The organism is Ensifer adhaerens, from assembly GCF_013283195.1.
Classification (GTDB): Bacteria; Pseudomonadota; Alphaproteobacteria; order Rhizobiales; family Rhizobiaceae; genus Ensifer; species Ensifer adhaerens_G.
The window spans coordinates 2,209,774-2,231,687 of record NZ_JABEKT010000001.1; the positions used below are offsets into that span (position 1 = coordinate 2,209,774).

At 61.2% G+C, this 21,914-nt stretch carries 19 protein-coding genes; 17 read left to right on the plus strand and 2 right to left on the minus strand.

The annotated features are described in order from the left end of the window. Positions 1 to 410 precede the first annotated feature (410 nt). Positions 411 to 1,217, plus strand: coding sequence for an exopolysaccharide production regulator ExoR (gene exoR, locus LPJGGPFB_RS10520; protein WP_173419869.1), 807 nt, complete (start codon positions 411 to 413; stop codon positions 1,215 to 1,217). Between the two features lie 148 nt (positions 1,218 to 1,365). On the opposite strand, the gene xth is transcribed toward exoR, so the two are convergent. Next, on the minus strand, positions 1,366 to 2,160 hold the full coding sequence (xth, locus tag LPJGGPFB_RS10525; protein WP_173419870.1) for an exodeoxyribonuclease III: 795 nt from the start codon (positions 2,158 to 2,160) through the stop codon (positions 1,366 to 1,368). Positions 2,161 to 2,366: 206 nt separating this feature from the next. On the opposite strand from xth, the gene LPJGGPFB_RS10530 reads away from it, so the two are divergent. Then, positions 2,367 to 3,830 carry a phospholipase D-like domain-containing protein gene (locus LPJGGPFB_RS10530; RefSeq protein WP_173419871.1) on the plus strand — a complete coding sequence of 488 codons (1,464 nt, stop codon included), beginning with the start codon at positions 2,367 to 2,369 and terminating at the stop codon, positions 3,828 to 3,830. 30 nt (positions 3,831 to 3,860) lie between these two features. On the opposite strand, the gene erpA is transcribed toward LPJGGPFB_RS10530, so the two are convergent. Next, the gene (erpA, locus tag LPJGGPFB_RS10535) at positions 3,861 to 4,193 is read right to left on the minus strand and encodes an iron-sulfur cluster insertion protein ErpA (RefSeq protein WP_173419872.1); all 333 of its coding nucleotides are present in this window, start codon (positions 4,191 to 4,193) and stop codon (positions 3,861 to 3,863) included. A 212-nt stretch (positions 4,194 to 4,405) separates the two neighbouring features. On the opposite strand from erpA, the gene LPJGGPFB_RS10540 reads away from it, so the two are divergent. The 15 genes from LPJGGPFB_RS10540 to LPJGGPFB_RS10610 all read left to right on the plus strand — a co-directional run bounded on the left by LPJGGPFB_RS10540 (position 4,406) and on the right by LPJGGPFB_RS10610 (position 21,899). Beyond that, complete coding sequence (locus tag LPJGGPFB_RS10540) at positions 4,406 to 5,623, plus strand: deoxyguanosinetriphosphate triphosphohydrolase (RefSeq protein ID WP_173419873.1); 1,218 nt, start codon at positions 4,406 to 4,408, stop codon at positions 5,621 to 5,623. Between the two features lie 95 nt (positions 5,624 to 5,718). Continuing rightward, positions 5,719 to 7,479: an arginine--tRNA ligase gene (gene argS / locus LPJGGPFB_RS10545; RefSeq protein WP_173419874.1), complete on the plus strand. Its 1,761-nt coding sequence runs from the start codon at positions 5,719 to 5,721 to the stop codon at positions 7,477 to 7,479. A 63-nt stretch (positions 7,480 to 7,542) separates the two neighbouring features. Next, complete coding sequence (locus LPJGGPFB_RS10550; RefSeq protein WP_173419875.1) at positions 7,543 to 10,494, plus strand: SPOR domain-containing protein; 2,952 nt, start codon at positions 7,543 to 7,545, stop codon at positions 10,492 to 10,494. A gap of 140 nt (positions 10,495 to 10,634) precedes the next feature. Further along, positions 10,635 to 11,651: a beta-N-acetylhexosaminidase gene (gene nagZ / locus LPJGGPFB_RS10555; RefSeq protein WP_173419876.1), complete on the plus strand. Its 1,017-nt coding sequence runs from the start codon at positions 10,635 to 10,637 to the stop codon at positions 11,649 to 11,651. Between the two features lie 84 nt (positions 11,652 to 11,735). Beyond that, complete coding sequence (locus tag LPJGGPFB_RS10560; protein ID WP_077498269.1) at positions 11,736 to 12,554, plus strand: segregation and condensation protein A; 819 nt, start codon at positions 11,736 to 11,738, stop codon at positions 12,552 to 12,554. Then, positions 12,547 to 13,275, plus strand: a complete 729-nt coding sequence (gene scpB, locus LPJGGPFB_RS10565) for an SMC-Scp complex subunit ScpB (RefSeq protein WP_173419877.1) — start codon at positions 12,547 to 12,549, stop codon at positions 13,273 to 13,275. Before LPJGGPFB_RS10560 ends, scpB begins: the two co-directional genes overlap by 8 nt. An 87-nt stretch (positions 13,276 to 13,362) precedes the next feature. Next, entirely contained in the window at positions 13,363 to 14,475 is a 1,113-nt protein-coding gene (locus tag LPJGGPFB_RS10570; protein WP_173419878.1) for an ABC transporter ATP-binding protein, read from the plus strand. 95 nt (positions 14,476 to 14,570) lie between these two features. After that, complete coding sequence (locus tag LPJGGPFB_RS10575) at positions 14,571 to 14,777, plus strand: twin-arginine translocase TatA/TatE family subunit (protein ID WP_025426854.1); 207 nt, start codon at positions 14,571 to 14,573, stop codon at positions 14,775 to 14,777. 74 nt (positions 14,778 to 14,851) lie between these two features. After that, positions 14,852 to 15,547, plus strand: coding sequence for a Sec-independent protein translocase protein TatB (gene tatB / locus LPJGGPFB_RS10580; RefSeq protein ID WP_173419879.1), 696 nt, complete (start codon positions 14,852 to 14,854; stop codon positions 15,545 to 15,547). After that, positions 15,544 to 16,386 (plus strand): twin-arginine translocase subunit TatC, encoded by an 843-nt coding sequence (gene tatC, locus LPJGGPFB_RS10585; protein ID WP_173419880.1) that lies wholly within the window; start codon positions 15,544 to 15,546, stop codon positions 16,384 to 16,386. Before tatB ends, tatC begins: the two co-directional genes overlap by 4 nt. Positions 16,387 to 16,433: 47 nt before the next feature. After that, a complete protein-coding gene (gene serS / locus LPJGGPFB_RS10590; protein WP_173419881.1) occupies positions 16,434 to 17,717 on the plus strand; it encodes a serine--tRNA ligase in 1,284 nt (427 codons plus the stop codon). 16 nt (positions 17,718 to 17,733) lie between these two features. Next, the gene (surE, locus tag LPJGGPFB_RS10595) at positions 17,734 to 18,504 is read left to right on the plus strand and encodes a 5'/3'-nucleotidase SurE (protein WP_173419882.1); all 771 of its coding nucleotides are present in this window, start codon (positions 17,734 to 17,736) and stop codon (positions 18,502 to 18,504) included. After that, positions 18,501 to 19,154 carry a protein-L-isoaspartate(D-aspartate) O-methyltransferase gene (locus tag LPJGGPFB_RS10600; protein WP_077498262.1) on the plus strand — a complete coding sequence of 218 codons (654 nt, stop codon included), beginning with the start codon at positions 18,501 to 18,503 and terminating at the stop codon, positions 19,152 to 19,154. The genes surE and LPJGGPFB_RS10600 overlap by 4 nt, the downstream gene beginning before the upstream one ends. Positions 19,155 to 19,549: 395 nt before the next feature. Continuing rightward, positions 19,550 to 20,194, plus strand: coding sequence for a biotin biosynthesis protein BioC (locus LPJGGPFB_RS10605; RefSeq protein ID WP_173419883.1), 645 nt, complete (start codon positions 19,550 to 19,552; stop codon positions 20,192 to 20,194). A gap of 151 nt (positions 20,195 to 20,345) precedes the next feature. Beyond that, positions 20,346 to 21,899: a LysM peptidoglycan-binding domain-containing M23 family metallopeptidase gene (locus LPJGGPFB_RS10610; RefSeq protein ID WP_173419884.1), complete on the plus strand. Its 1,554-nt coding sequence runs from the start codon at positions 20,346 to 20,348 to the stop codon at positions 21,897 to 21,899. The last annotated feature ends 15 nt before the right edge of the window (positions 21,900 to 21,914 follow it).

A 21,914-nucleotide genomic window follows, 5' to 3' on the forward strand; every position in this document is an offset into this window, starting at 1 on the left:
TTTTCTTTGGGGTGCGCGACATCTGTTGGTGAGTGTTCCGCGGCCCGCCAATGTGACGATTCAGCAACACATTTAATGCTAGAGTTTGCTAGGGTCGGACTCAAGGTGAGTATGTCCATTTCCCGCCACAAACAGGGAGCAGCGATGTTGGGGACAAACGTGCAACTCGAAGATCGAGCCTGCAATGTTTGTAACGAAATGAAGTCATGTGTTGTCCTGAGTGAGCTGCCGCACTTCTGCGGAAATGGTCGGCTAAGGCTACACAAAATGGAGTTTCATCCTGGATTGGGTGCGTCGATGTTTTCGGCGGTTTCGGTGAACAATTGAATGGCAAAGGGCTGTTCAGGCGTTTGTGTTTGCAGCGGTGATGAGTTCGGCGTGGCCGGCTGGAACGGAAGAATTAGACTGTGATGCTTGCGGGTGAACTGAAGTCTCTGAAGGTTGCGATGCTCGGCGTGTCGCTTGTGGTCGGCGGTGCGACGGCCGGTCCAGCGCGTGCCTTTGATCCGGGCACCGGTGTCAGCAAGGAATCCGGCCCGTTTGCCTTGTTCAAGTTCGGCTTCTCCGCCTACAAGAGCGGCCGCAAGGACGAAGCCGTCGAGGCCTACCGCTATGCCGCCGAGAAGGGGCATACTGGCTCCCGCTGGGCCCTTGCCAATATGTATGCCTATGGCGACGGCGTCGCTGAAAACGACCTCGAGGCCTTCAAGATTTACAGCGAGATTGCCCAGCAGGGTGTGGAGCCCGGTTCCGAGGATACGGGGTACTTCGTCAACGCGCTGATCTCGCTTGCCGGCTACTATCGCCGCGGCATTCCCGACAGCCCGATCAAATCCGACATGTCTCAGGCCCGCCAGCTCTACTTCCAGGCGGCGTCGACCTTTGGTGTATCGGAGGCCCAGTTCCAGTTGGCGCGCATGCTGCTTTCGGGCGAGGGCGGCAACGTCAACGTTCAGCAGGCCAAGAAGTGGCTGAACCGCGCCCGCAAGAGTGGTCATGCCGGCGCCATGGGCGTATTCGGTAACGTCATCTTCCAGGAAGGTCAGACCATCCGCGGTCTTGCCTATATGACCGCGGCGCTCGACCAATGTTCGCCAAAGGACCGGCCGTGGCTGCAGTCGATGCAGGAGCAGGCCTTTTCTCTGGCAACCGAAGGCGATCGCCGCCAGGCGATCACGCTGTCGCAGAACATGCACACGCAGGGCGACGACGAGTAAGCGCTTCCGGCTGAAGACGACCAAGCGGTTCAGCTTAAACGAAGTCGAAGAACCCTCTAACTTCCCGCTGTTTCGCCTTTGCTGACGGAAATCGCTACGCACTTTTCCTGGAAAGGCCCGAAGCGCCGCCCCCGCGCAAACCTTAGCGTCAAAGCGGACGTTCGAACGTGAAATAGCCCGCGACCGGTACGTGGTCGGAAGGCTTCTCCCACGCCCGCACATCTTTTTCGATCGACGTCGAAACCAGCCTGTCCGCCGCTTCCGGTGACAGCATCAGGTGATCGATGCGTATGCCGAAATTCTTCGGCCAGCATCCGGCTTGATAATCCCAGAATGAATAAAGCGGAACGTCATCCGTGGTCGAGCGAACAGCGTCAGTCAGGCCGAGATTGCGCAGCCGGCGGAAAGCCTGGCGTGTCTCGGGCAGGAACAGTGCATCGTTCTGCCAGACCTTGACGTCCCAGCAGTCGTGCTCCTCGGGGATGACATTGTAGTCGCCGGCAAGAATGAACGGTTCTTCAAGCTGCAGCCGCTGCTCGGCATAGGCCGCCAGGCGCTGCATCCAGCGCAGTTTGTACGGATACTTCTCGCTGTCGACCGGGTTGCCGTTGGGTAGATAGAGCGAGCAGACGCGGATGACGCCGCCGGAGACGGAAAACACGCCTTCGATAAAGCGGGCCTGCTCGTCCGCATCGTCGCCCGGGAGGCCGCGATTGACTTCGTCCGGTTTCAGCTTGGAAAGCAGTGCAACGCCATTGAAGCCTTTCTGGCCGTGCGTTTCGACGTGATAGCCGAGCGCTTCGATCTCCAGGCGCGGGAAGTTTTCGTCGACCGATTTGATTTCCTGCAGGCAGACGATGTCCGGATTCGATTCCTTCAACCATGCCTGCAGGCTGTCGATCCGCGCCTTGACGCCATTGATGTTCCAGGTGGCAATCTTCATGGCTCGAAACGCCCTTCCATGTCAGTGAATCCGCTCGGACCGTTTCTTGTAACGGCTCCGGATTCTTTTGACAAATCCGATACCTGCGGTCTTTTCGTCAAGAATGTCGCAATACACCCTTAACGCGCAGCGAATTCCAGCCACTTGCGCCTCGCGCGCATCGGCAACGAATTGATTCCGATCGGTTGCAGGCTATAGTCCCGCTCATGATCGACTTCATCCAGAACTATTGGCCGCATTTTCTCGTCTTCCTGTCTTTCGTTCTGGGCGTGCCGGCAGCAATCCATGCTGCCATGACCAAGGACGATGTCAGGGCGGCTGCCGGCTGGGTCGGCGTCGTGCTGCTGTCGCCGATCGTTGGGGCGCTCGTCTATGGTGTTGCCGGTATCAACCGGATCCGCCGCTCGTCGATAGGCATGCAGCGTTCGCTGGTGCGTGGTCGCGGGCCGGATCAGTTCGGGCGCTTCGATGTATCCGATGCGGAAATCGGAACGCGATTCGGCCAACGATTCGCGGCGATGAAAATCCTCGGCGACCGGGTGTCGCGACATGCAATGTCCACCGGCAACCGCATAATCATGCTGGAAGGCGGGGACGCGGCCTATACCGCCATGTTGCACGAGATTGCCAATGCGCGCCGTAGTATCCTGCTGGAAAGCTACATCTTCGACCGAGATGCGCTGGGTTTGCGTTTCGCGGACGCACTGATTGCCGCGCGTGGGCGAGGGGTCGATGTGCGGGTGTTGATCGATGCGGTGGGCGCACGTTATTCCGTGCCGAGCATTGTCGGCTATCTCAAGGCGGCGAGTGTGCCGACAGCCGTCTTCAACGGCAACATCATCATGGGGCTGAGATTGCCCTATGCCAATCTGCGGACCCACAGGAAGATACTGGTCGTCGATGGCAAAGTCGCCTTTGCCGGGGGCATGAACATCCGCGCCGGCTTCACGACCGAAATCGCCGGTCCGGAGGCGGCCTATGACACGCATTTCCGTATCACCGGCCCGGTCGTCGCCGACATCTTCCAGGTTTCAGCCGAAGATTGGCAGTTTTCGACAGGCGAGCCTCTGGCAAGCGATACCTGGAAGACCGAAGCTGTGCCGCCGCCGGCAAAGACGCCGGGCATGCTGATGCGGGCCGTCCCCTCCGGCCCCGACAGCACGAACGAAACCAATCACAAGATGCTGATGGGCGCCTTCTCCGTGGCGCGGAAGAACATCCGGCTGATGTCGCCCTATTTCTTGCCGGATCGGGAACTGATCAGCGCGCTGGTGACAGCCGCGCGGCGCGGCGTCGAGGTGGATATCGTCGTGCCCGCGGTCAACAATCTGCTGCTGGTCGACCGCGCCATGACGGCGCAATTCGATCAGGTGCTGAAGGGGCATTGTCGCGTGTGGCGCGCAAGGGGCGCCTTCAATCACTCGAAGCTGCTCGCGGTGGATGAACGCTGGGCCTATGTCGGATCGACGAACCTCGACCCTCGATCGCTGCGCCTCAATTTCGAGTTCGATCTTGAGGTGCTCGACGACGTTTTTGCTCGGACGGTCAGCAGCCGTATCGCGGCAATCATCGAGGCGGCGGAGGAAGTGACGCTGAAGGACCTGAAGGCCCAGCCCTTGACGGCGCGCCTTGCCAACCGGCTGCTGTGGCTGGGATCGCCGTATCTGTGACTGCGACGCGCAAGAAGGCGCGCCGCTTACTCAGATCGAAAAACTCGTTCCGCATCCGCAGCTTGCGACAGCATTCGGATTCTTTATCTGAAACGACTGGCCGAGCAGGTTGTCGATGAAGTCGATCTCCGAGCCACCCATATAGACGAGAGACAGGCTGTCGATCAGAACTTTGGCGCTGTCCTTTTCAAGCACGAAGTCGTCGTCGTTCGCGTCGTCGACGAGATCGAACTTATAGGAGAAGCCCGAGCATCCGCCGCCTTCGACGGAAACACGCATGGCATTCTTATGCCCGTCCGAGCGCAGAATGGTGGCGATCCGCTTGGCCGCCGCGTCGGAAAGGGTCACTGTTTCCTGTGTCATATTTGCCTCCTGCCGGGGTCAAGAACCGGAGAGATTCGTCTTCACTGCGCGATTTGCAGTGGCCGGTGCCGGCATGTCTTTTCATGCCGAGCGCCAAACCGTTGCTTTGGCTTGAGGAATCGGTCGATGCTTGCTGACCGCTTTCCCGTAGCTTTCACTATAGGTATGAAGGCTTGAATGTCCCGTCAATGGGACGACCACGCAGGTGTGAAATGACATTCGACAAAAATGCGCTCGGCTTCGGTTACGGTGAACATGCGCCATTCGCGTCGAATCCCTGGGCGACGCGCGGCAGGCTCTACCCGGAGGCGACAAGCCCGACGCGTTCCGATTTTCAACGCGACCGTGACCGCATCGTGCATACGACGGCTTTTCGCCGGCTGAAACACAAGACGCAGGTCTTCATCGCCGCCGACGGCGACCACTATCGCACCCGCCTGACCCACACGATCGAAGTGGCGCAGATCGCGCGCGCCCTGGCGCGGGCGCTGAAGCTTGATGAGGATCTCGCCGAAGGCGTGGCGCTCGTCCATGATTTTGGCCACACCCCGTTCGGGCATACGGGCGAGGATGCGCTGCATGACATGCTCAAGCCCTATGGCGGCTTCGATCATAACGCGCAGTCGCTGCGCATCGTCACCAAGCTCGAGCGGCGCTATGCGGAGTTCGACGGGCTGAACCTCACCTGGGAGAGCCTGGAGGGGCTCGTGAAGCACAACGGGCCGCTTCTGACCCTGGACGGACAGGGCACGCATGGGCCGGTGCCACAGCCTATCCTCGACTACTGCGCCATTCACGATCTTGAGCTCGCGAGCTTCGCGAGCCTTGAGGCGCAGGTGGCGGCCATCGCCGATGACATTGCCTATAATACCCACGACATCGATGACGGCCTGAGATCCGGCTATCTGACGTTCGAGATGTTGGAAGACGTGCCGTTCCTCGCCCGTCTGATGCGCGAGGTCAGCGATCGCTACCCGGGTCTGGAAGCGAGCCGCTTTACCCATGAGATCATGCGGCGCCAGATCACGGCGATGGTCGAGGACGTGATAACGGTCGCGCAAGCGCGCCTCGGGGATATCAGGCCCGAAAGTGCCATGGATGTCAGGCATGCCGGTAAGGTCATCGCGACATTTTCGGACGAGATGGGCGAGACCGACAAGCAGATCAAGAGACTGTTGATGACGCGGATCTATCGACATCCCGAGGTGATGCGGGTGCGCGAAGGGGCCGCGTCGATCGTCTGCGATCTCTACCGCGCCTTCATGGCCGACCCCTTGCTGATGCGAGAACACTATTGGATCGACCAGATCCCCGGGATGGCCGAGCCTGCGCGCGCGCGGCATGTCGGCGATTATCTGGCAGGCATGACGGATACCTTTGCCATCAGCGTTCACAGGCGTTTGTTTGACCATACGCCCGATTTGCGGTAGGGACGCCCCGCCCGGAGGCTTTTGGTTCAACCGAACCGAGCCTCCTTTTGAGTTTTGCACCGACCATATTCGGTCGGGAATAGCGGACGGATCAGATGAATCTCTTCACGGACTTCGAATCAAGAATTAAGGATATTCTCGAAACGCTTGATGCCGTTCGAGAAAAACGATCCGAGCTTGATTTCAGCCGTATCAATGTCGAGCCGCCGCGCGACCCCAGCCATGGCGATGTCGCGACCAATGCTGCGATGGTGCTTGCCAAGCCGCTCGGGATGAATCCGCGCGCTCTTGCCGACCTCATCGTCGAAAAGCTCAAGCAGGACTCCGAGGTCACGGATGTCTCCGTTGCAGGTCCTGGCTTTATCAACGTGCGGCTTTCGGTTTCCTATTGGCAGAAGCTGTTGACGGCGATGGTGCGCTCAGGCGCCAACTATGGCCGCAGCACCACCGGTGCCGGCCGCAAGGTCAATGTCGAATACGTGTCGGCCAACCCGACCGGTCCGATGCATGTCGGCCATTGCCGCGGCGCCGTCGTCGGCGATGCGCTCGCCAACTTGCTGGCCTTTGCCGGCTACGAGGTGACCAAGGAATATTACATCAACGACGCCGGTTCACAGATCGATGTCCTGGCGCGTTCGGCCTTCCTTCGTTACAGGCAGGCGCTTGGCGAGGAGATCGGCGAAATCCCGTCCGGCCTCTATCCCGGCGACTATCTCGTGCCCGTGGGCGAAGCGCTTGCCGACGAGTTTGGCACCAGCCTGCGGTTGATGCCCGAGGACAAGTGGATGCCGCTCGTCAAGGAGCGCACCATCGACGCGATGATGGTCATGATCCGCGAGGATCTTGCCGCGTTGAACGTCACCCATGACGTCTTCTTTTCGGAGCGGACCCTGCATGCCAATGGCGCTGCGAAGATCCGCACCGCAATCAACGACCTGACTTTCAAGGGGCATGTGTACAAAGGCACGTTGCCGCCACCGAAGGGACAGCTACCCGAGGACTGGGAAGACCGCGAGCAGACGCTGTTTCGCTCGACCGAGGTCGGTGACGATATCGACCGGCCTTTGATCAAGTCCGATGGCAGTTATACCTATTTCGCCGCCGACGTTGCTTACTTCAAGGACAAGTTCGACCGCGGTTTCGACGAGATGATCTATGTGCTTGGCGCCGACCACGGCGGTTACGTCAAGCGCCTGGAGGCGCTGGCGCGGGCGGTGTCTGGTGGCGCGTCGAAGCTCACCGTGCTGCTCTGCCAGTTGGTCAAGCTTTACCGCGAGGGTGAGCCGGTCAAGATGTCTAAGCGCTCGGGCGACTTCGTGACGCTGCGCGACGTCGTTGACGAAGTCGGTCGCGATCCGGTGCGGTTCATGATGATCTATCGGAAGAACTCCGAGCCGCTGGATTTCGATTTTGCCAAGGTGACAGAACAGTCCAAGGATAACCCCGTCTTCTACGTGCAGTATGCCCATGCCCGTTGCCGGTCGGTTTTCCGCCAGGCCGCGGACGCATTCCCCGATCTCGACCTGTCTTCCGTCGATCTTGCCGGCGCAATCAACGGCGCGATCGTCGATCCGGCGGAGCTGCAGCTGGTCGCCAAGCTCGCAGAATATCCGCGTGTTATCGAGGCTGCAGCACTGGCGCAGGAGCCGCATCGCATCGCGTTTTACCTGTACGATCTTGCCGCTGCCTTCCATGGACACTGGAACAAAGGTAAAGAGAATCCGGAATTACGTTTTGTTAACGATAAAAATAGAGAATTAAGTACTGCCAGACTCGGGCTGGTGCATGCTGTCGCTTCCGTACTGAAGTCGGGCCTGTCCATTACAGGCACCTCCGCACCGGAAGAAATGCGATAAGTATTGTCACCATTTTCCCACAATGCACTGGCAAGTGAATGCAGGCAATTGTGAGTGGAGAGCATGGCAGACAAACAATTCGCACGAAGCGGGCCGGCTGAATTCGATGTATTGGCAGACGATGATCCGTTGGCCGAACTCGCCCGGATCGTCGGCTACGATGCCCGGCCGGCTGTCCAGCAGTTGCAGGAGTTGCAACGCCACCAGGAAGCCGTCCGGCAGGATCCGGCGTTCGACCTCGAGGAAGAGCTTCTTCGAGAGTTCGATACCTATGACGCGCCGCGCGCGGCAAGTGTTCAGCCGGACAATGCTCCGGTTGAGCATGATGCCTCGGTAGCGCAAGAGGTTCAGCAGGCCGAGCCGGCGCTCGAATTTGAGCCGTTCGAGTTTGCTGCGCCCGAATCGGCCCCGGTCGAAGAGGTGCAGGCGCTCGAGCCGGCGTATCAGCCAGCTGAATTCGTAGAGCCATGGGCAGAGGCCGTCGGTCCTTCCGGCGAGGTCGATCACGCCCATGCCGAAGTCGTCGCTTTTCCTGAGGCGCCTTCCGCTCCGATCGCTGATCCGGTTGTCCACGACTTCGTTTCGGAAGAGGCCGAGCCGACCTTCGATCTGGAGCATGAGCTCGAGCTCTCGCTTGGCGACGTCGATCTTTCTCCTGCAGCCGAGTTTGCCTCGGTCGGACAGCACGTGGCGGCACCTGAAGAATGGCATGCGCCGGTCGAGGATATTTCGTTCGACGTTTCGGATTTCGCCAGCGAGATGGCGACCGAGCAGGCCACTTTGGCGGTTGAGCCAACCTTCGAAGTGGCTCCGGTTGCCGAGGGCAGCAATGCCTATGCGCTGGACAATGCGTATGCGTATGAACCGGCCGTGATCGAACAGGCCGCTCCAGTTGCCGCAGAGCCGACAACCGACAGTGCTGTCGACGAGCTTCTTGCCGATATCGAGCGGTTCCCTGTGCCGGCTGCAACCGGATTGGTCGCCGCCGCGGTTCACACCCATCCCGCCGTCCATGCACGGGCTGAGCCGGTCGCAACCGGAGCAGCTCCCGTCAAGAAGAGCCCGTACCCCTTCACGCCGACTTTCAGCCGTGCCACTCCGGTCGCCTCGGCCTCCGGCGTCGGTCAGCAACGTGCCTTCGCCGGTCCGATCGTCTCGTCGATCCCCGCAGCTGCTGCCGCTGCAGTCGCTGTCCCAGCGGTCGCACCGGTGGTTCCTGAGGCCATCGTTGAGCCTGCTCGCCCGGCTTTTGAGCCGGAGAACGAGCCGAGCTTCGACATTGAGAACTTCGAAATGGAGCTCTCGGATGTGGCGCTGGAAATGGAGCTTCCGGTGTTCGATGCGTCTGAAGACGTGGCGACCGCCCTTCAGCAGCCTGCTTTCGCTGCCGTCGAGCCCACGCCTCTGCAGCGCGAAGAGCCTTTCGTCGCGCCGCCGATCGCAGCAGCGCCTATCGAAATCGAAGAGGTTCCGGTTGAAAGCGCGTTGCCATTCGATCCCTCGATGATCGCCGAAGCCGACACCGGTGTCGCTCCGATCGCCGACATGGAGGTGCCGCAGCTGCCGGTCATCGAGACGGAAAAGCCGGCCGCCTATCCCGCCGACTATGATCTCGATATCGACGCGGAAATGGCACAGCTTTTCGGCACGCCGGCACCGTCTGCAAGGGAGACACAGGCTCGCCCTGCAGAGGTTCGTGAACCTGCGCGCGCTGCGCCAGCAGCCAAGCCGGCCGCATCGTTCGGCGCGGCCCCGATGGATGATTTCGACGAGTTCGAGAAGGCAATGGAAGAAGACTTCCGTCGCTCGATGGTCGAACGCCAGACCACGCCGCGCGAATCCGAGCGCGTGCATCCGATGTCCGGCCAGGCCGAAGAGGGTGCTTACAAGGAGTACGGTTCCGGTCGCCGCTCGCAGCGCGCAATGCTGCTGGCCGCAAGCGTCGCCGGCGTCATCATTCTTGGCGGTGCGGGCGTTTATGCATGGATGGGGGGCAGCGATGCCGCTTCGTCCGGCGAAGGACCCAAGATCATTCTCGCCGATAAATCGCCGGTGAAGGTCGTGCCGGAGGAAAAGGGCGGGAAGACCGTGCCGAACCAGGACAAGGCCGTCTATGACCGCGTTGCCGGCGCACAGGGCACAGGTCCTCGCCAGGAGGCGCTCGTCTCTTCCACCGAGGAGCCGATGGATGTCGTGCAGCGGACGCTGACGCCGGAAAACCTGCCGAATGATAGCAGCGATGAAGCGGATGTACTCGGCGCGACGTCGCCGAATGCAGACGAAGAGTCTGCCCGTCTTCTGCCTGACGACGGCACTGCTGCGCCGGCAGACCAGGAAGAGGACAAGGCTCCCGCTGTCGCGCCGCGAAAAGTACGTACGATGATCGTTAAGCCGGACGGCACGCTCGTCGCCCGCGAAGAGCCAGTTGCTGCACCTGCAGCGGAAGTCGCCGGCAATGCTCAACCGGTTCCGGCAACGGCTTCGGGTCAGGTTGCTGCGTCGGGCGCCGAGGGCCAGGCAACTGCCGCGGGCGCCGGTTCCGAACTTCGTGCAGCCGGACAGGCACCGGCCAGCGCCGACCAGGTCGCACTTGCCGCCGCAAGCAACGCCACTGTCAACGCCGGCGACCAGGCGCCCTTGCCGCAGACCCGACCGGCCGAACAGGCGGCCAACGTGGCTGCAGCCACAACAGCTGCGCGCCCGGCGGAAACGCAAGGCGCCGCCAGCGCCGCAGTGGATACCCAGCAGGTTTCCACCGCATCCGTTCCGGCTGGCACCTACTTCATCCAGGTGGCGTCGCTGCCTTCCGAGGCTGAAGCGCAGAAGTCCTACAATAGCCTTTCCAACAAGTTTGGAAGCGTTATCGGCGGTCGCGGCGTGGATATCCGCAAGGCGGAGATCGCGGGCAAAGGCACCTACTACCGTGTCCGCATCCCGGCCGGCTCGCGCGAAGAGGCCAATGCCCTTTGCTCGCGCTACAAGGGGGCAGGCGGCAGTTGCCTCGTTACCAAGTAGTCAGCGCGGAACTCGTGCTACAGGAAGGGCGCGGCAGAGATGCCGCGCCCTTCCTGATTCAGTGTCAGTAGTCTGTGCATGACGTACACTGATGATTATTCTCGCTTCGCGGCCGGCAAGTGGCGCACTATGCTTTTGGGATGAGCGAATCAAAAGCATTTATCTCCGGCTGCAAAGGTCTTTCGCTTTCGGGCGAAGAGCGCAGCTTCTTTGATGGCGAGCGTCCTTGGGGCTTTATCCTCTTTGGTCGCAACATCGGTGAAGAACAGCAGATTTCCGATCTGGTCGCAGCCTTGCGAGATAGTATCGGCAATCCGGTGGCACCCGTGCTGATCGATCAGGAAGGCGGGCGCGTCCAGCGCATCCGGCCGCCGCTTGTCCAGCAGTACCCGAACGGTGCCGCGATCGGTGAAATCTACCGCCGCGATACGGAAGGCGGCCTGCGGGCTGCCTGGCTGATGGGGCGGCTTCACGCCTTTGATCTGATGCGGTTCGGCATTACCGTCGATTGCCTGCCGGTCCTCGACGTTCCGGTTCCCGGCAGTCACGATGTCATCGGCAATCGCGCCTATGGACACGACCCGCAGAGCGTGACGGCGATCGGCCGGGCGATGGCGGAGGGCCTGAAGTCCGGTGGCATGCTGCCGGTGATGAAGCATATGCCTGGCCATGGCCGCACCTTCGTCGATTCCCACCACAGCCTGCCTGTCGTCAGCGAAACATTCGAGGAACTCGCCAAAAGCGATTTCCTGCCCTTCATCGCCATGAAGGACGAGGTCATGGCCATGTCGGCGCACATGGTCTTTACGGCGATCGATCCGGACAATCCGGCAACGACGTCCGCCAAGGTGGTGCGTGAAATTATCCGTGGTCACATCGGTTTCGACGGGTTGTTGATGTCCGACGACGTTTCGATGAACGCGCTGGCGGGCGACATGTCGACCCGCGCGCGCAACATCATCGACGCCGGGCTTGATCTTGTCTTGCATTGTCATGGCATAATGGACGAGATGAAGGCTGTGGCGGATGTCGTCCCGGTTCTGGCCGGAGAGACATTGCGCAGGGCAAGGGCCGCAGAGGCCGCCTTCCGCAAGCCCGACGATGCGAACGAACAGGAACTGCGGGCCGAGTTCAACGGTCTGTTCGCAACTGTTTGAGGACGGGTACGGCCGGCGGGAAAGGATCGGGCTGTCGTGAGTAGTGCGGGCGAAAAACAGGGAAGGTCCGGGCCGAAAGCGCCGATGGATCCCCTGTGGCAGGACGAGACCGCGGAGCGGGGGCTGCACGAAGAGGCGCTTGTCATCGACATCGCCGGCTTTGAAGGCCCGCTCGATCTGCTTCTCCATCTCGCCCGCAGCCAACGGGTCGATCTTGCCCGCATCTCGGTGCTGGCACTGGCGGAGCAATACATCGCCTTTGTCGAGCGCGCGCGCAGCATTCGCATCGAACTGGCCGCCGACTATCTCGTGATGGCGGCTTGGCTTGCCTATCTCAAATCGCGGCTGCTGATCCCGCAACAGGCGAAAGACGACGGCCCTTCGGGCGAGGAGATGGCCTCGGCGCTGGCGTTCCGGCTGAAACGCCTCGAAGCGATGCGCGAGGCCGCCACCCGGCTGATCAATCGAAACCGCCTCGGCCGCGACGTCTTTGTCCGGGGTGCGCCGGAGCATATCGTCACCGAGCGGAAGTCGGACTACGACGCTTCGCTCTATGATCTGCTGACGGCTTATGCAGGCTTGCGGCAACGCACGGCGATTACGCAGGTAACGATCGAAAAACGCCATGTCTGGTCGCTTGCCGATGCGCGATTGATCCTGGCGCGCATGATCGGTCATCTCGATGACTGGACCGCACTCGATCACTTCCTTCTGCGTTACATGACGACGCCGAAAGAGCGCGCGACGGCTATCGCCAGTTCGTTTGCGGCCTCGCTGGAAATGGTGCGCGAGGGACGCCTGGAAATCCGCCAGGAGGAAGCATTCGCGCCGATTTATCTGCGGCGCGGGCCAAACCCGATCGATGCCGCAACGCTTGCCGATATGGAGGCAGCCCGTGGCTGAGCCGCAGAAATATTTGCCCCGCCTGGACGAAGACGAGAGCGAGAGCGACGGCCCGCTGCTTGATCCGCGAACGGAGCAGGAAGCCGAACGGATTGCCGAAGCGCTGGTCTTTGCCTCGGCTCAGCCGGTCTCTGAGACCTACATTGCCAGCCGCCTGCCGGGCGGAACCAATGTCCCGCGCATCATGGCGCGGCTGAAGGCGTTTTATGCCAGCCGCGGCGTCAATCTGGTGCAGGTGGCCGATCACTGGGCGTTTCGGACTGCCGCCGATCTGTCTTTCGTCGTGCAGACCGACGAGCAGGAGGTGCGCAAGCTGTCGCGCGCCGCCCTCGAAGTGCTGGCGATTATTGCCTACCACCAGCCGGTCACCCGTGCCGAGATCGAAGATATTCGTGGTGTGCAGACGTCCAAGGGTACGCTCGATGTGTTGATGGAGGCGGGGTGGGTCCGCTTCCGCGGCCGCCGGCGAACGCCTGGGCGTCCGGTCACCTTCGGAACGACGCGTGATTTTCTCGACCACTTCGGCCTGGAGGAACTGCGCGATCTGCCCGGGATTGAGGAGTTGAAGGGTGCGGGACTTCTGTCCGGACGCATTCCGTCCAATCTGCATATACCCGTGCCGGTGGGCGATGATGACCTGGCAGAAAACGAGGATCCGATCACCCAGCTCGATCTGGAAGAACTGGGGCTCTTGACTCCGAAGGGCGAAGAGGCCGATTAAAAACCTGATTGGAGATATCGGCTTTCTCCGTCGAGCCTGCACCCGGCACGATCGCTGCGGTGCCACCGGTGTCAAGGAATACGCAGCATGGTTTCAGATACGCAGCACGTGCCCGTCATGGCAACGCGACGGACGGCGGGCGTATCTTTCGCGGCGAGCCTGACGTTCGAGGATATCCACCACAGCTATCATTCCAAGGAGACGATCAAGGGCGTCAGCCTGGCGGCAAAGGCCGGCGAGGTCCTATGCCTGCTCGGCCCCTCCGGTTCCGGCAAGACCACGCTGTTGCGGATTGCCGCCGGCATCGAGATGCAAAGCGCCGGTCGCCTTCTGCTCAACGGGCAAGAGATTTCCGGCCCATCGATCTTCCTGCCGCCGGAAAAGCGCGGCGTAGGGCTGATGTTTCAGGACTTTGCGCTGTTTCCCCACATGACCATCCGCGACAACGTTCGCTTTGGGCTGACCGCCCTTCCCAAGAGGGAGGGCCTGATCCAGGCCGATGCGGCCCTGGAGCGGGTTGGCTTGTCGCATTATGCCGACCGTTATCCCCATGTGCTTTCAGGTGGCGAGCAGCAGCGCGTCGCCCTTGCCCGTGCGCTCGCGCCACGGCCTGCCGTGTTGCTGATGGATGAACCTTTTTCGGGGCTCGACTCAAGGCTCAAGGATTCGATCCGTGCCGATACGCTCGCCATCCTGCGTGAGACCCGAGCCACAGCGATCGTCGTCACACATGATGCCGAGGAAGCGATGCGCATGGCCGACCGGATCGCTTTGCTCAAGGATGGACGCCTGGTCCAGGTCGGTACGGCCGACGAGCTTTATCGCAAGCCAAGGGACCTCTTCGCCGCCGGTTTCTTCTCTGAAATCAATGTGTTCGACGCGCAGGTTCGAAACGGCCGCGTCGACACGCCGCTGGGGGGCGTGGATGCCGGCAGATATCGCGACGGGCAGCTTCTTTCCGTAGCGGTGCGACTTTCGGGCCTGCATGTCGGTGAGGACGAGGGCGATATACAGGCACGGATCGTGTCGCGTCGTTTCATCGGAGTCGTCGAATTGCTCGAGCTGGCTGTGCCGGGCTGCGACGGGACGGTGCGCGCGCGCATCCGGGCGGACCAATTGCCGCAAGGATTGCGCGATGTAATGCTTTCAGTTAACGAGCGGGATATATTGCTGTTTGAAAAAGATGTTCCGACATCTTAGGGTCTGTGGCGAAAACGGGCTGTGCTGGTGGCGCGCCTGAAAATTGACACGCGAATAGGGCCTGAATTCGGGGAAGGCTCAGAGGGAGAATACGCATGGGTTCCTTTAGTATCTGGCACTGGCTGATCGTTCTTGTCGTGGTGCTGTTGTTGTTCGGCCGCGGCAAGATTCCGGAACTGATGGGCGACGTTGCCAAGGGCATCAAGAGCTTCAAGAAGGGCATGAACGACGATGACGTCGCGTCTGCTGACAAGCCGCTCGACGGCAAGACTGTCGATCACAAGTCTGACGAAGTTCGCTAGAGATCGAGCATCGATAGGGCCGGGCTGGGATTTCGTCCCGGCCGGCCGCATCACGGGTTTGCAGGACATATCGAATGCTTGATATCGGCTGGACCGAGCTAGTCGTCATTGCCATCGTACTGATCGTTGTTGTCGGACCGAAGGATTTGCCGCCGATGTTGCGGGCCTTTGGCCGCATGACGTCGAAGTTGCGCGGCATGGCCTCTGATTTCCGTCAGCAATTCGATGAGGCGCTGCGCGAGGCGGATCTTGAAGATGTCCGCAAGACGATCAGCGATGCGCAAAGCCTCAATCCGGCGAATGCGCTACGCGATGCCATGAACCCGCTGCGCCAGATTGGCAACGAGATCAAATCCGATCTCCAGAAGGCCGCTTCGCCGGACAAGCCGTCGGTTCCTTCTCCAGAGCCAGCAGCCACTTCCGCAGAGCCGGTGAATGCTCCTGTCGTCGCTGCGCCTGAGGCAAAGCCGGCAGATAGCGTTGCGGCAGCGGCAATCGGTTCCGCCAGCCGGCAGATGCAGCGCGCCGATGCGGCTGAGCCGGCAGCAAAGCCAAAGCGGGCAACGAAGGCGAAAGCTGAGACAACATCGCCCAAGAAGGCTTCTGCCGTGAAGGTCGCAGCGGTCGAGGCTGCACCCGCGAAGCCTGCGGCCAAGAAACCTGCCGCCAAGAAACCTGCCGCCAAGAAACCTGCGAAGGTCGAGGCCGAACCGGCTAAAGAAAAAACACAAAAGACACGCGCGGCAACGCGCAAGAAAGGTGACGCATGAGCGGCGATATCGAGGACCGGCCGCAGCCGCTGATCGAGCATCTGATCGAGCTCAGAAAGCGGCTGATGTGGGCCGTCGGCGCGTTCTTCGTCGCCTTTCTCGTCTGCTTCTATTTTGCCAAGGGTCTGTTCAACCTGCTGGTTCTGCCGTTCAAATGGGCGGTTGCCTGGGCAGGGATGGATCAACGCAATGTCGAGCTGATCTATACGGCGCCTCAGGAATTCTTCTTCACCCAGATCAAGGTGGCGATGTTCGGTGCCTTGGTGATCGCCTTTCCGGTTATCGCGTCGCAGATCTACAAGTTCGTTGCTCCGGGCCTCTACAAGAACGAACGCGCGGCATTTCTGCCGTTCCTGATCGCTTCGCCGCTTCTGTTCCTGCTTGGCGGCGCGCTGGTCTATTTCTTCTTCACGCCGATGGTCATGTGGTTCTTCCTGGCGATGGAGCAGGGCGCTGACGAAGGCCATGTGGCGATCCAGCTTCTGCCCAAGGTTTCGGAATATCTGAGCCTGATCATGTCGCTGGTCTTTGCCTTCGGTCTCGTGTTCCAGCTGCCGGTGATCACCACGCTTCTCGCGCGTGTGGGCTTCGTCACTGCCCAAGGGCTTGCCGAGAAGCGTAAATACGCAATCGTGATCGCCTTCGTCGTCGCGGCCGTCCTGACGCCGCCGGACCCGGTTTCCCAGATCGGCCTTGCACTGCCGGCCATCCTTCTCTACGAAATTTCGATCCATATGGCGCGACTCGTCGAAAGACGACGGGCAGCGGATGCGCTCCAGCGCGAGGCCGCCCAGTCGCAGGAAGAAACTTCCGAAGAGGTTGGCCCCGCCCAGGGCTGAGCATTCGACGGTTCCGCGCCGTGACCTGAAAAACGCGTGGAACGACAATGCTTGATATCAAATGGATCCGTGAGAATGCCGATGTGCTGGACGCCGCCCTGGCCAAGCGGGGCGCGGAACCATCGTCCGCGTCTCTGATCGCCGTCGACGAACGTCGCCGCACGATCCTTCAGTCGCTGCAGGACATGCAGTCGCGCCGCAACGCCGCATCGAAGGATATCGGCGCGGCGATGGCGCAGAAGAACAGTGAGCTTGCGGAAAAGCTGAAGGCCGAAGTGGCCGAGCTGAAAAATTCCATGCCGGCCCTCGAGGAAGAGAGCCGCCAGGTCGAAGCCGAACTGAACGACGCCCTGTCACGCCTGCCCAACATTCCGCTCGACGATGTCCCTGTCGGTTCGGACGAGGCAGGCAATATCGTGACGCGCGTCGTCGGTGCCAAGCCCACCTGGAATCACCAGCCGCGCGAACATTTCGAAGTCGGCGAGGCGCTCGGCCTGATGGATTTCGAGGGCGCAGCGCGCATTGCCGGATCGCGCTTCACCATCCTGAAGGGGCAGCTCGCCCGGCTCGAACGCGCGCTTGGCCAGTTCATGCTGGACCTGCACACGCAGGAGCACGGCTATACCGAGGTTCAGCCGCCGTTGCTGGTGCGCGACGATGCGATGTACGGCACCGGGCAATTGCCGAAATTTGCCGAAGACCTGTTCCGCACCACCGATGACCGCTGGCTGATTCCGACCGCCGAGGTGCCGCTGACCAATATCGTTCGCGAGCAGATTCTCGACGGCGAAAAACTGCCGCTGCGCTTCACGGCGCTGACGCCGTCCTTCCGTTCGGAGGCCGGTTCTTCGGGCCGTGACACGCGTGGCATGCTGCGCCAGCACCAGTTCAACAAGGTCGAACTCGTGTCGATCACCGATGCGGAGACATCCGTTGCCGAGCATGAGCGCATGACCGCCTGTGCCGAAGAGGTGTTGAAGCGCCTCGGGCTGCACTACCGCGTGATGACGCTCTGCACCGGCGACATGGGCTTTGGCGCCCGCAAGACCTACGATCTCGAGGTCTGGCTGCCGGGCCAGGATACATACCGGGAGATTTCGTCCTGTTCGGTCTGCGGCGACTTTCAGGCACGCCGGATGAATGCGCGTTACCGCAACAAGGAAGACAAGGGCACGAAGTTCGTTCATTCGCTGAACGGGTCCGGTGTCGCGGTCGGCCGGGCGCTGATTGCCGTTATCGAAAACTACCTCAACGCCGACGGTTCGATTTCGGTGCCCGATGTCCTGCTTCCCTATATGGGCGGCCAGACGCGTATCGAAAAAGCTGCCTGACGGGAAAGAAGTCGCAATGCGGATCCTGCTGACAAACGACGACGGCATCCACGCCGAGGGCCTTGCGGTCCTCGAGCGGATTGCGATGACAATTTCCGATGATGTCTGGGTGGTGGCGCCCGAGGCCGATCAAAGTGGTCTCGCCCACTCGCTGACACTGTCGGAACCTTTGCGCCTGCGCCAGATCTCCGAGAAGCGTTTTGCGCTGAGGGGCACGCCGACGGATTGTGTCATCATGGCTGTGCGCAAGGTTTTGGACCGCAAGCCGGATCTCGTGCTCTCGGGTGTCAACATCGGCGCGAACATGGCGGATGACGTGACCTATTCCGGAACCGTCGCCGGTGCGATCGAGGGAACGCTGCAGGGAATTCGCTCCATGGCGCTCAGCCAGGCCTACAGCCACGTCGTCGGCGAGGCGGTTGCCTGGGATGTTGTCGAGCGCCATGCGCCTGCGTTGATCCGAACTCTACTGGCGGTTGACCTGCCTGATGGAACGCTGCTTAACCTCAACTTCCCGAAATGCTCTGCCGACGCTGTCGCCGGCACGGAGGTAACCTCGCAAGGCAAGCTCGATTTCGGCTTGACGATTGACGAGCGTTCTGACGGCCGTGGGTTTCCTTACTTCTGGCTGCGCTTTGGCGAGCGTTTCGGCGATTTCCGCGCCGGTACCGACATCCACGCCCTTCGGGAAAACCGGATCTCGGTGACGCCGCTGAAGCTTGATCTGACCGACTACACTGTGCAGGATCGCTTAGCGCGAGCCTTGAGCGAAGGGGCCGTCGATTGAGCGGACGTGTTTCGGAACAGGAAGGCTTTGCTGCGATGGTCCTGCGGCTTCGCGGTGAGGGTATCAGCAACCAGAGCCTACTGAACGCGGTCGAGCAGACGCAACGCGGCCATTTCACACCTCCGCAATTCCAGGCGGACGCTTACTCCCAGCGAACGATCCCGCTCGATTGTGGCTCGTTCATGGAAGGATATGACTTCGCCGTCCGGCTGCTGCATTGCCTCAATCTCAAGTCCGGCCAGCGTATTCTGGAAGTCGGCACCGGCAGCGGCTTTACCGCTGCGGTGATGGGGCGCATTGCCGAGCGCGTGCTGACGATCGATCGCTATCAGACGCTTGTCGCCACCGCCCAGAAGAACCTGGAAAAATCGGGCGTTCGCAACGTCATCGTCCGCCAGGCCGATGGCAGCGCGGGGGTGCCGGGCGAGGGTACGTTCGACCGCATCCTGATTACCGCTGCTTTCAACAGTCTACCGCGCATGTTCTCCGACCACCTTGTTTCCGGAGGAACACTGGTGGTTCCGATCATGATGAGCGAGACGCATTGTCGGGTGGTTCGTGTCAGCCGCACCGGTAGCCGTTTCGACCGCGAGGATCTGTTCGACGCGCCTTACATTCCGATCGTGACGCAACTGGCGTCTTACCTCTAGGCCCGCAGGCCGCTTGAGCGGATCGATGCGGCCAGTTGATCTATGCCGCCAAGGGCTGCCCGTCTCGACGACAGTCTGAACCCGACCCCGATCACAATTCTGCCGAGGGATTGGCTCGCTGCGTAGCGCGGCAATGCCAAGTTCATGGATTGTGATGTGTCGACGAGACAGGCGCGTTAGAGCGCAGTCCGGTGGCGATCGCCGTGGCCGCGTGACACGGTGCAGACATTTGCCTGCTCAATCGGTCGCTGGTTAACAAAATCCTAATTCCTCCAGTTTCGCGCAAGCTTCGCGCCATACGCCTTCGGCTGCACGAAAGGTCTGGCCTTGCGAGTCGCTGAATTTCTATGCGGTTCGGAAAGGTGATCTGGTCGTGCGGTTGACGGAGACGGCACATGCAGATTGCGAACAGGCTGACGGCTGCCACATCAGGCGACGGATTGGGCAATCTTGCCGGTCGTGCGGCTGGACAATCCGCTGCCGGTGGCAAGGACGAGAGTGCTGCGCAGGCCATGCAGGCCACCTTTTTCGATCCGACGCCGCGCATTTCGCTTTCCGCCGATGCGCTGCTCTACCTCAGCCAGAACAGGAAGTCCTCCGATGGGCAGCCCGCGCTGACGCGCGACGAATGGAACAACCGCTTGTCGCCGCAGTTGGCCTTGCGAGAGTACCAGGCCTTTGGAAAGTTTCTCGAGACCGGCGACCATCGCGACTACTACAAGGGCTTCATCGAGTATTACGATGGCCTGCGTTCGGAAGACCAGAACAGCCTGCGCTATTTCGGGACACGTGAGGCGGCTGTCGCCGGGTTGCGCTCGCTCGAATACGAGCAGGCAAGCGGCCTCGAGGCCGAGACGACTTTCCAGACGCTGGTGAGCGTGCTTCTCGAGGAAGACAAGACCGCGCTGTCGGAAGTGCCGGCGGTACCGGCGGGACGGCAGATCTTTGCCTGGGACCTGACAAGCATCAGCTATGAGGACGAGCCAACCGAGCGGCGTGCCGTCTCGGAGATCGAGCGCCTCTATTCCGAACTGATCTAGGTTCACTGTGCGCTCGTTGGCGCGCCGCGCATCGTTCTATGGTTAGCATTCTGTCAAACTAGGCCTTTGGTGGTGCTGACCTTAACCGCGCGGTAACTCTAATACGCTTTAATAAACCCACATCGAGTTGCGTTCGGAGTGGGTAAGCGTCATGCGTCAGTTTGTATCTCCCAAGGTTGGAAAGTCCACGATCCGCCTGTGTGCAGCGGTCCTGTTGGCAGGTGTTGCCACCGGCTGCAGCTCCGACGCCAGCCGTTTCGACGGTTTGTTCTCGCGGTCGGACGCCTTGACCACCAACTCAATCCAGAGAAATACGACCCCCGTGCCGCGCGGCGATGTCGCGAACGGCCAGATGGCGGTCGTTTCACCGGCCGACACGCGCAACTCGGCGCTCGGGCAGCCCTACCCATCGGCAAACGGCGCCTACGATCCGGTCAATACGTCATCGACGCCGATGTCCACCGCGCGCGCTGCCTCGACACCGATCAATGTGCAGCGCTCGACGCTCGCTGATCCGACGTCAACCGCGAGCCGCGGTGCCGATCCGCAACCATTCCCGGCCGCCCGCCAGGTCGAGCAGGCGTCCGCGGCGACGCGGCAGGCATTGCCGGCCGCCGCCAACGAAACGGCGAGCAAGAGCGGTTGGACAACGCAGAACGCGCCTTCCGTCATGGTCCGCCAGGGCGACAGCGTTGCCATTCTCTCCAAGCGGTTCGGCGTTCCTGAAAAGGAAATCCTGAAGGCCAACGGTTTGAAGACTGCAGGTCAGGTCGAGCCTGGTCAGCGCCTCGTCATCCCGACCTTCGGTGTTGCAAGCAGTGCCGCGAAGGCTGCCGCCTCCAACACGCTCACCGACGTTGATGGCAGCAAGCGGCAGCCGTCGCCCTTGCCGACTGACCAGCGCGACGTCGCGATCCTGCCCGGCCAGTCGCAGTCCCGCGACAAGAGCGAGGGCAAGACCGATGTGGCAGCAGGCAAGGTCTCCTCGACGGGCGAGGGTGGTGGTGAGGGTTCCTACACCGTCAAGCCGGGCGACTCGCTCAACCGCATTGCCAAGGCCACGGGTGTTTCAGTCGGGGCGCTCAAGCAGGCCAATGGCTTGACGGCAGAATCGATCCGCGTCGGCCAGACTTTGAAAGTGCCGGGTGCCGCAGGCGCTGCCACGGACCAGGTCAAGACGGCTTCCGTTCCGAAGAAGGCCGAAGGCCAGGTCGCCTCGCTCGACAAGAACAAGCCCGCTGAGTACCAGCCGCCGGTGGCCAAGCAAAGCGTATCCGAAGTCGCCAGCAAGAATCCCGACGTTGACGAGGAATCGCCGAAGTCGACGGGCATCAGCAAGTATCGCTGGCCGGTTCGCGGTGCAGTTGTTGCCGGCTATGGCGCCAATGTTGATGGCAATCGCAACGACGGCATCAACATTTCCGTGCCCGAGGGCACGCCGATCAAGGCTGCCGAAAACGGTGTGGTCATCTACTCCGGCAGCAGCCTGAAGGAACTGGGTAACGCTGTCCTCATTCGTCACGATGATGGCACTGTCACCGTCTACGGCAATGCGTCCGAGCTGAAGGTCCAGCGCGGCCAGAAGGTTCAGCGCGGCCAGACTCTTGCAGCTTCCGGCATGACCGGCCGTGCAAGCCAGCCGCAGGTCCACTTCGAAGTGCGCAAGAACGCCAGCGCGGTAAACCCGGCGACCTTCCTCGAGTAGGCTGATAGAACGCGA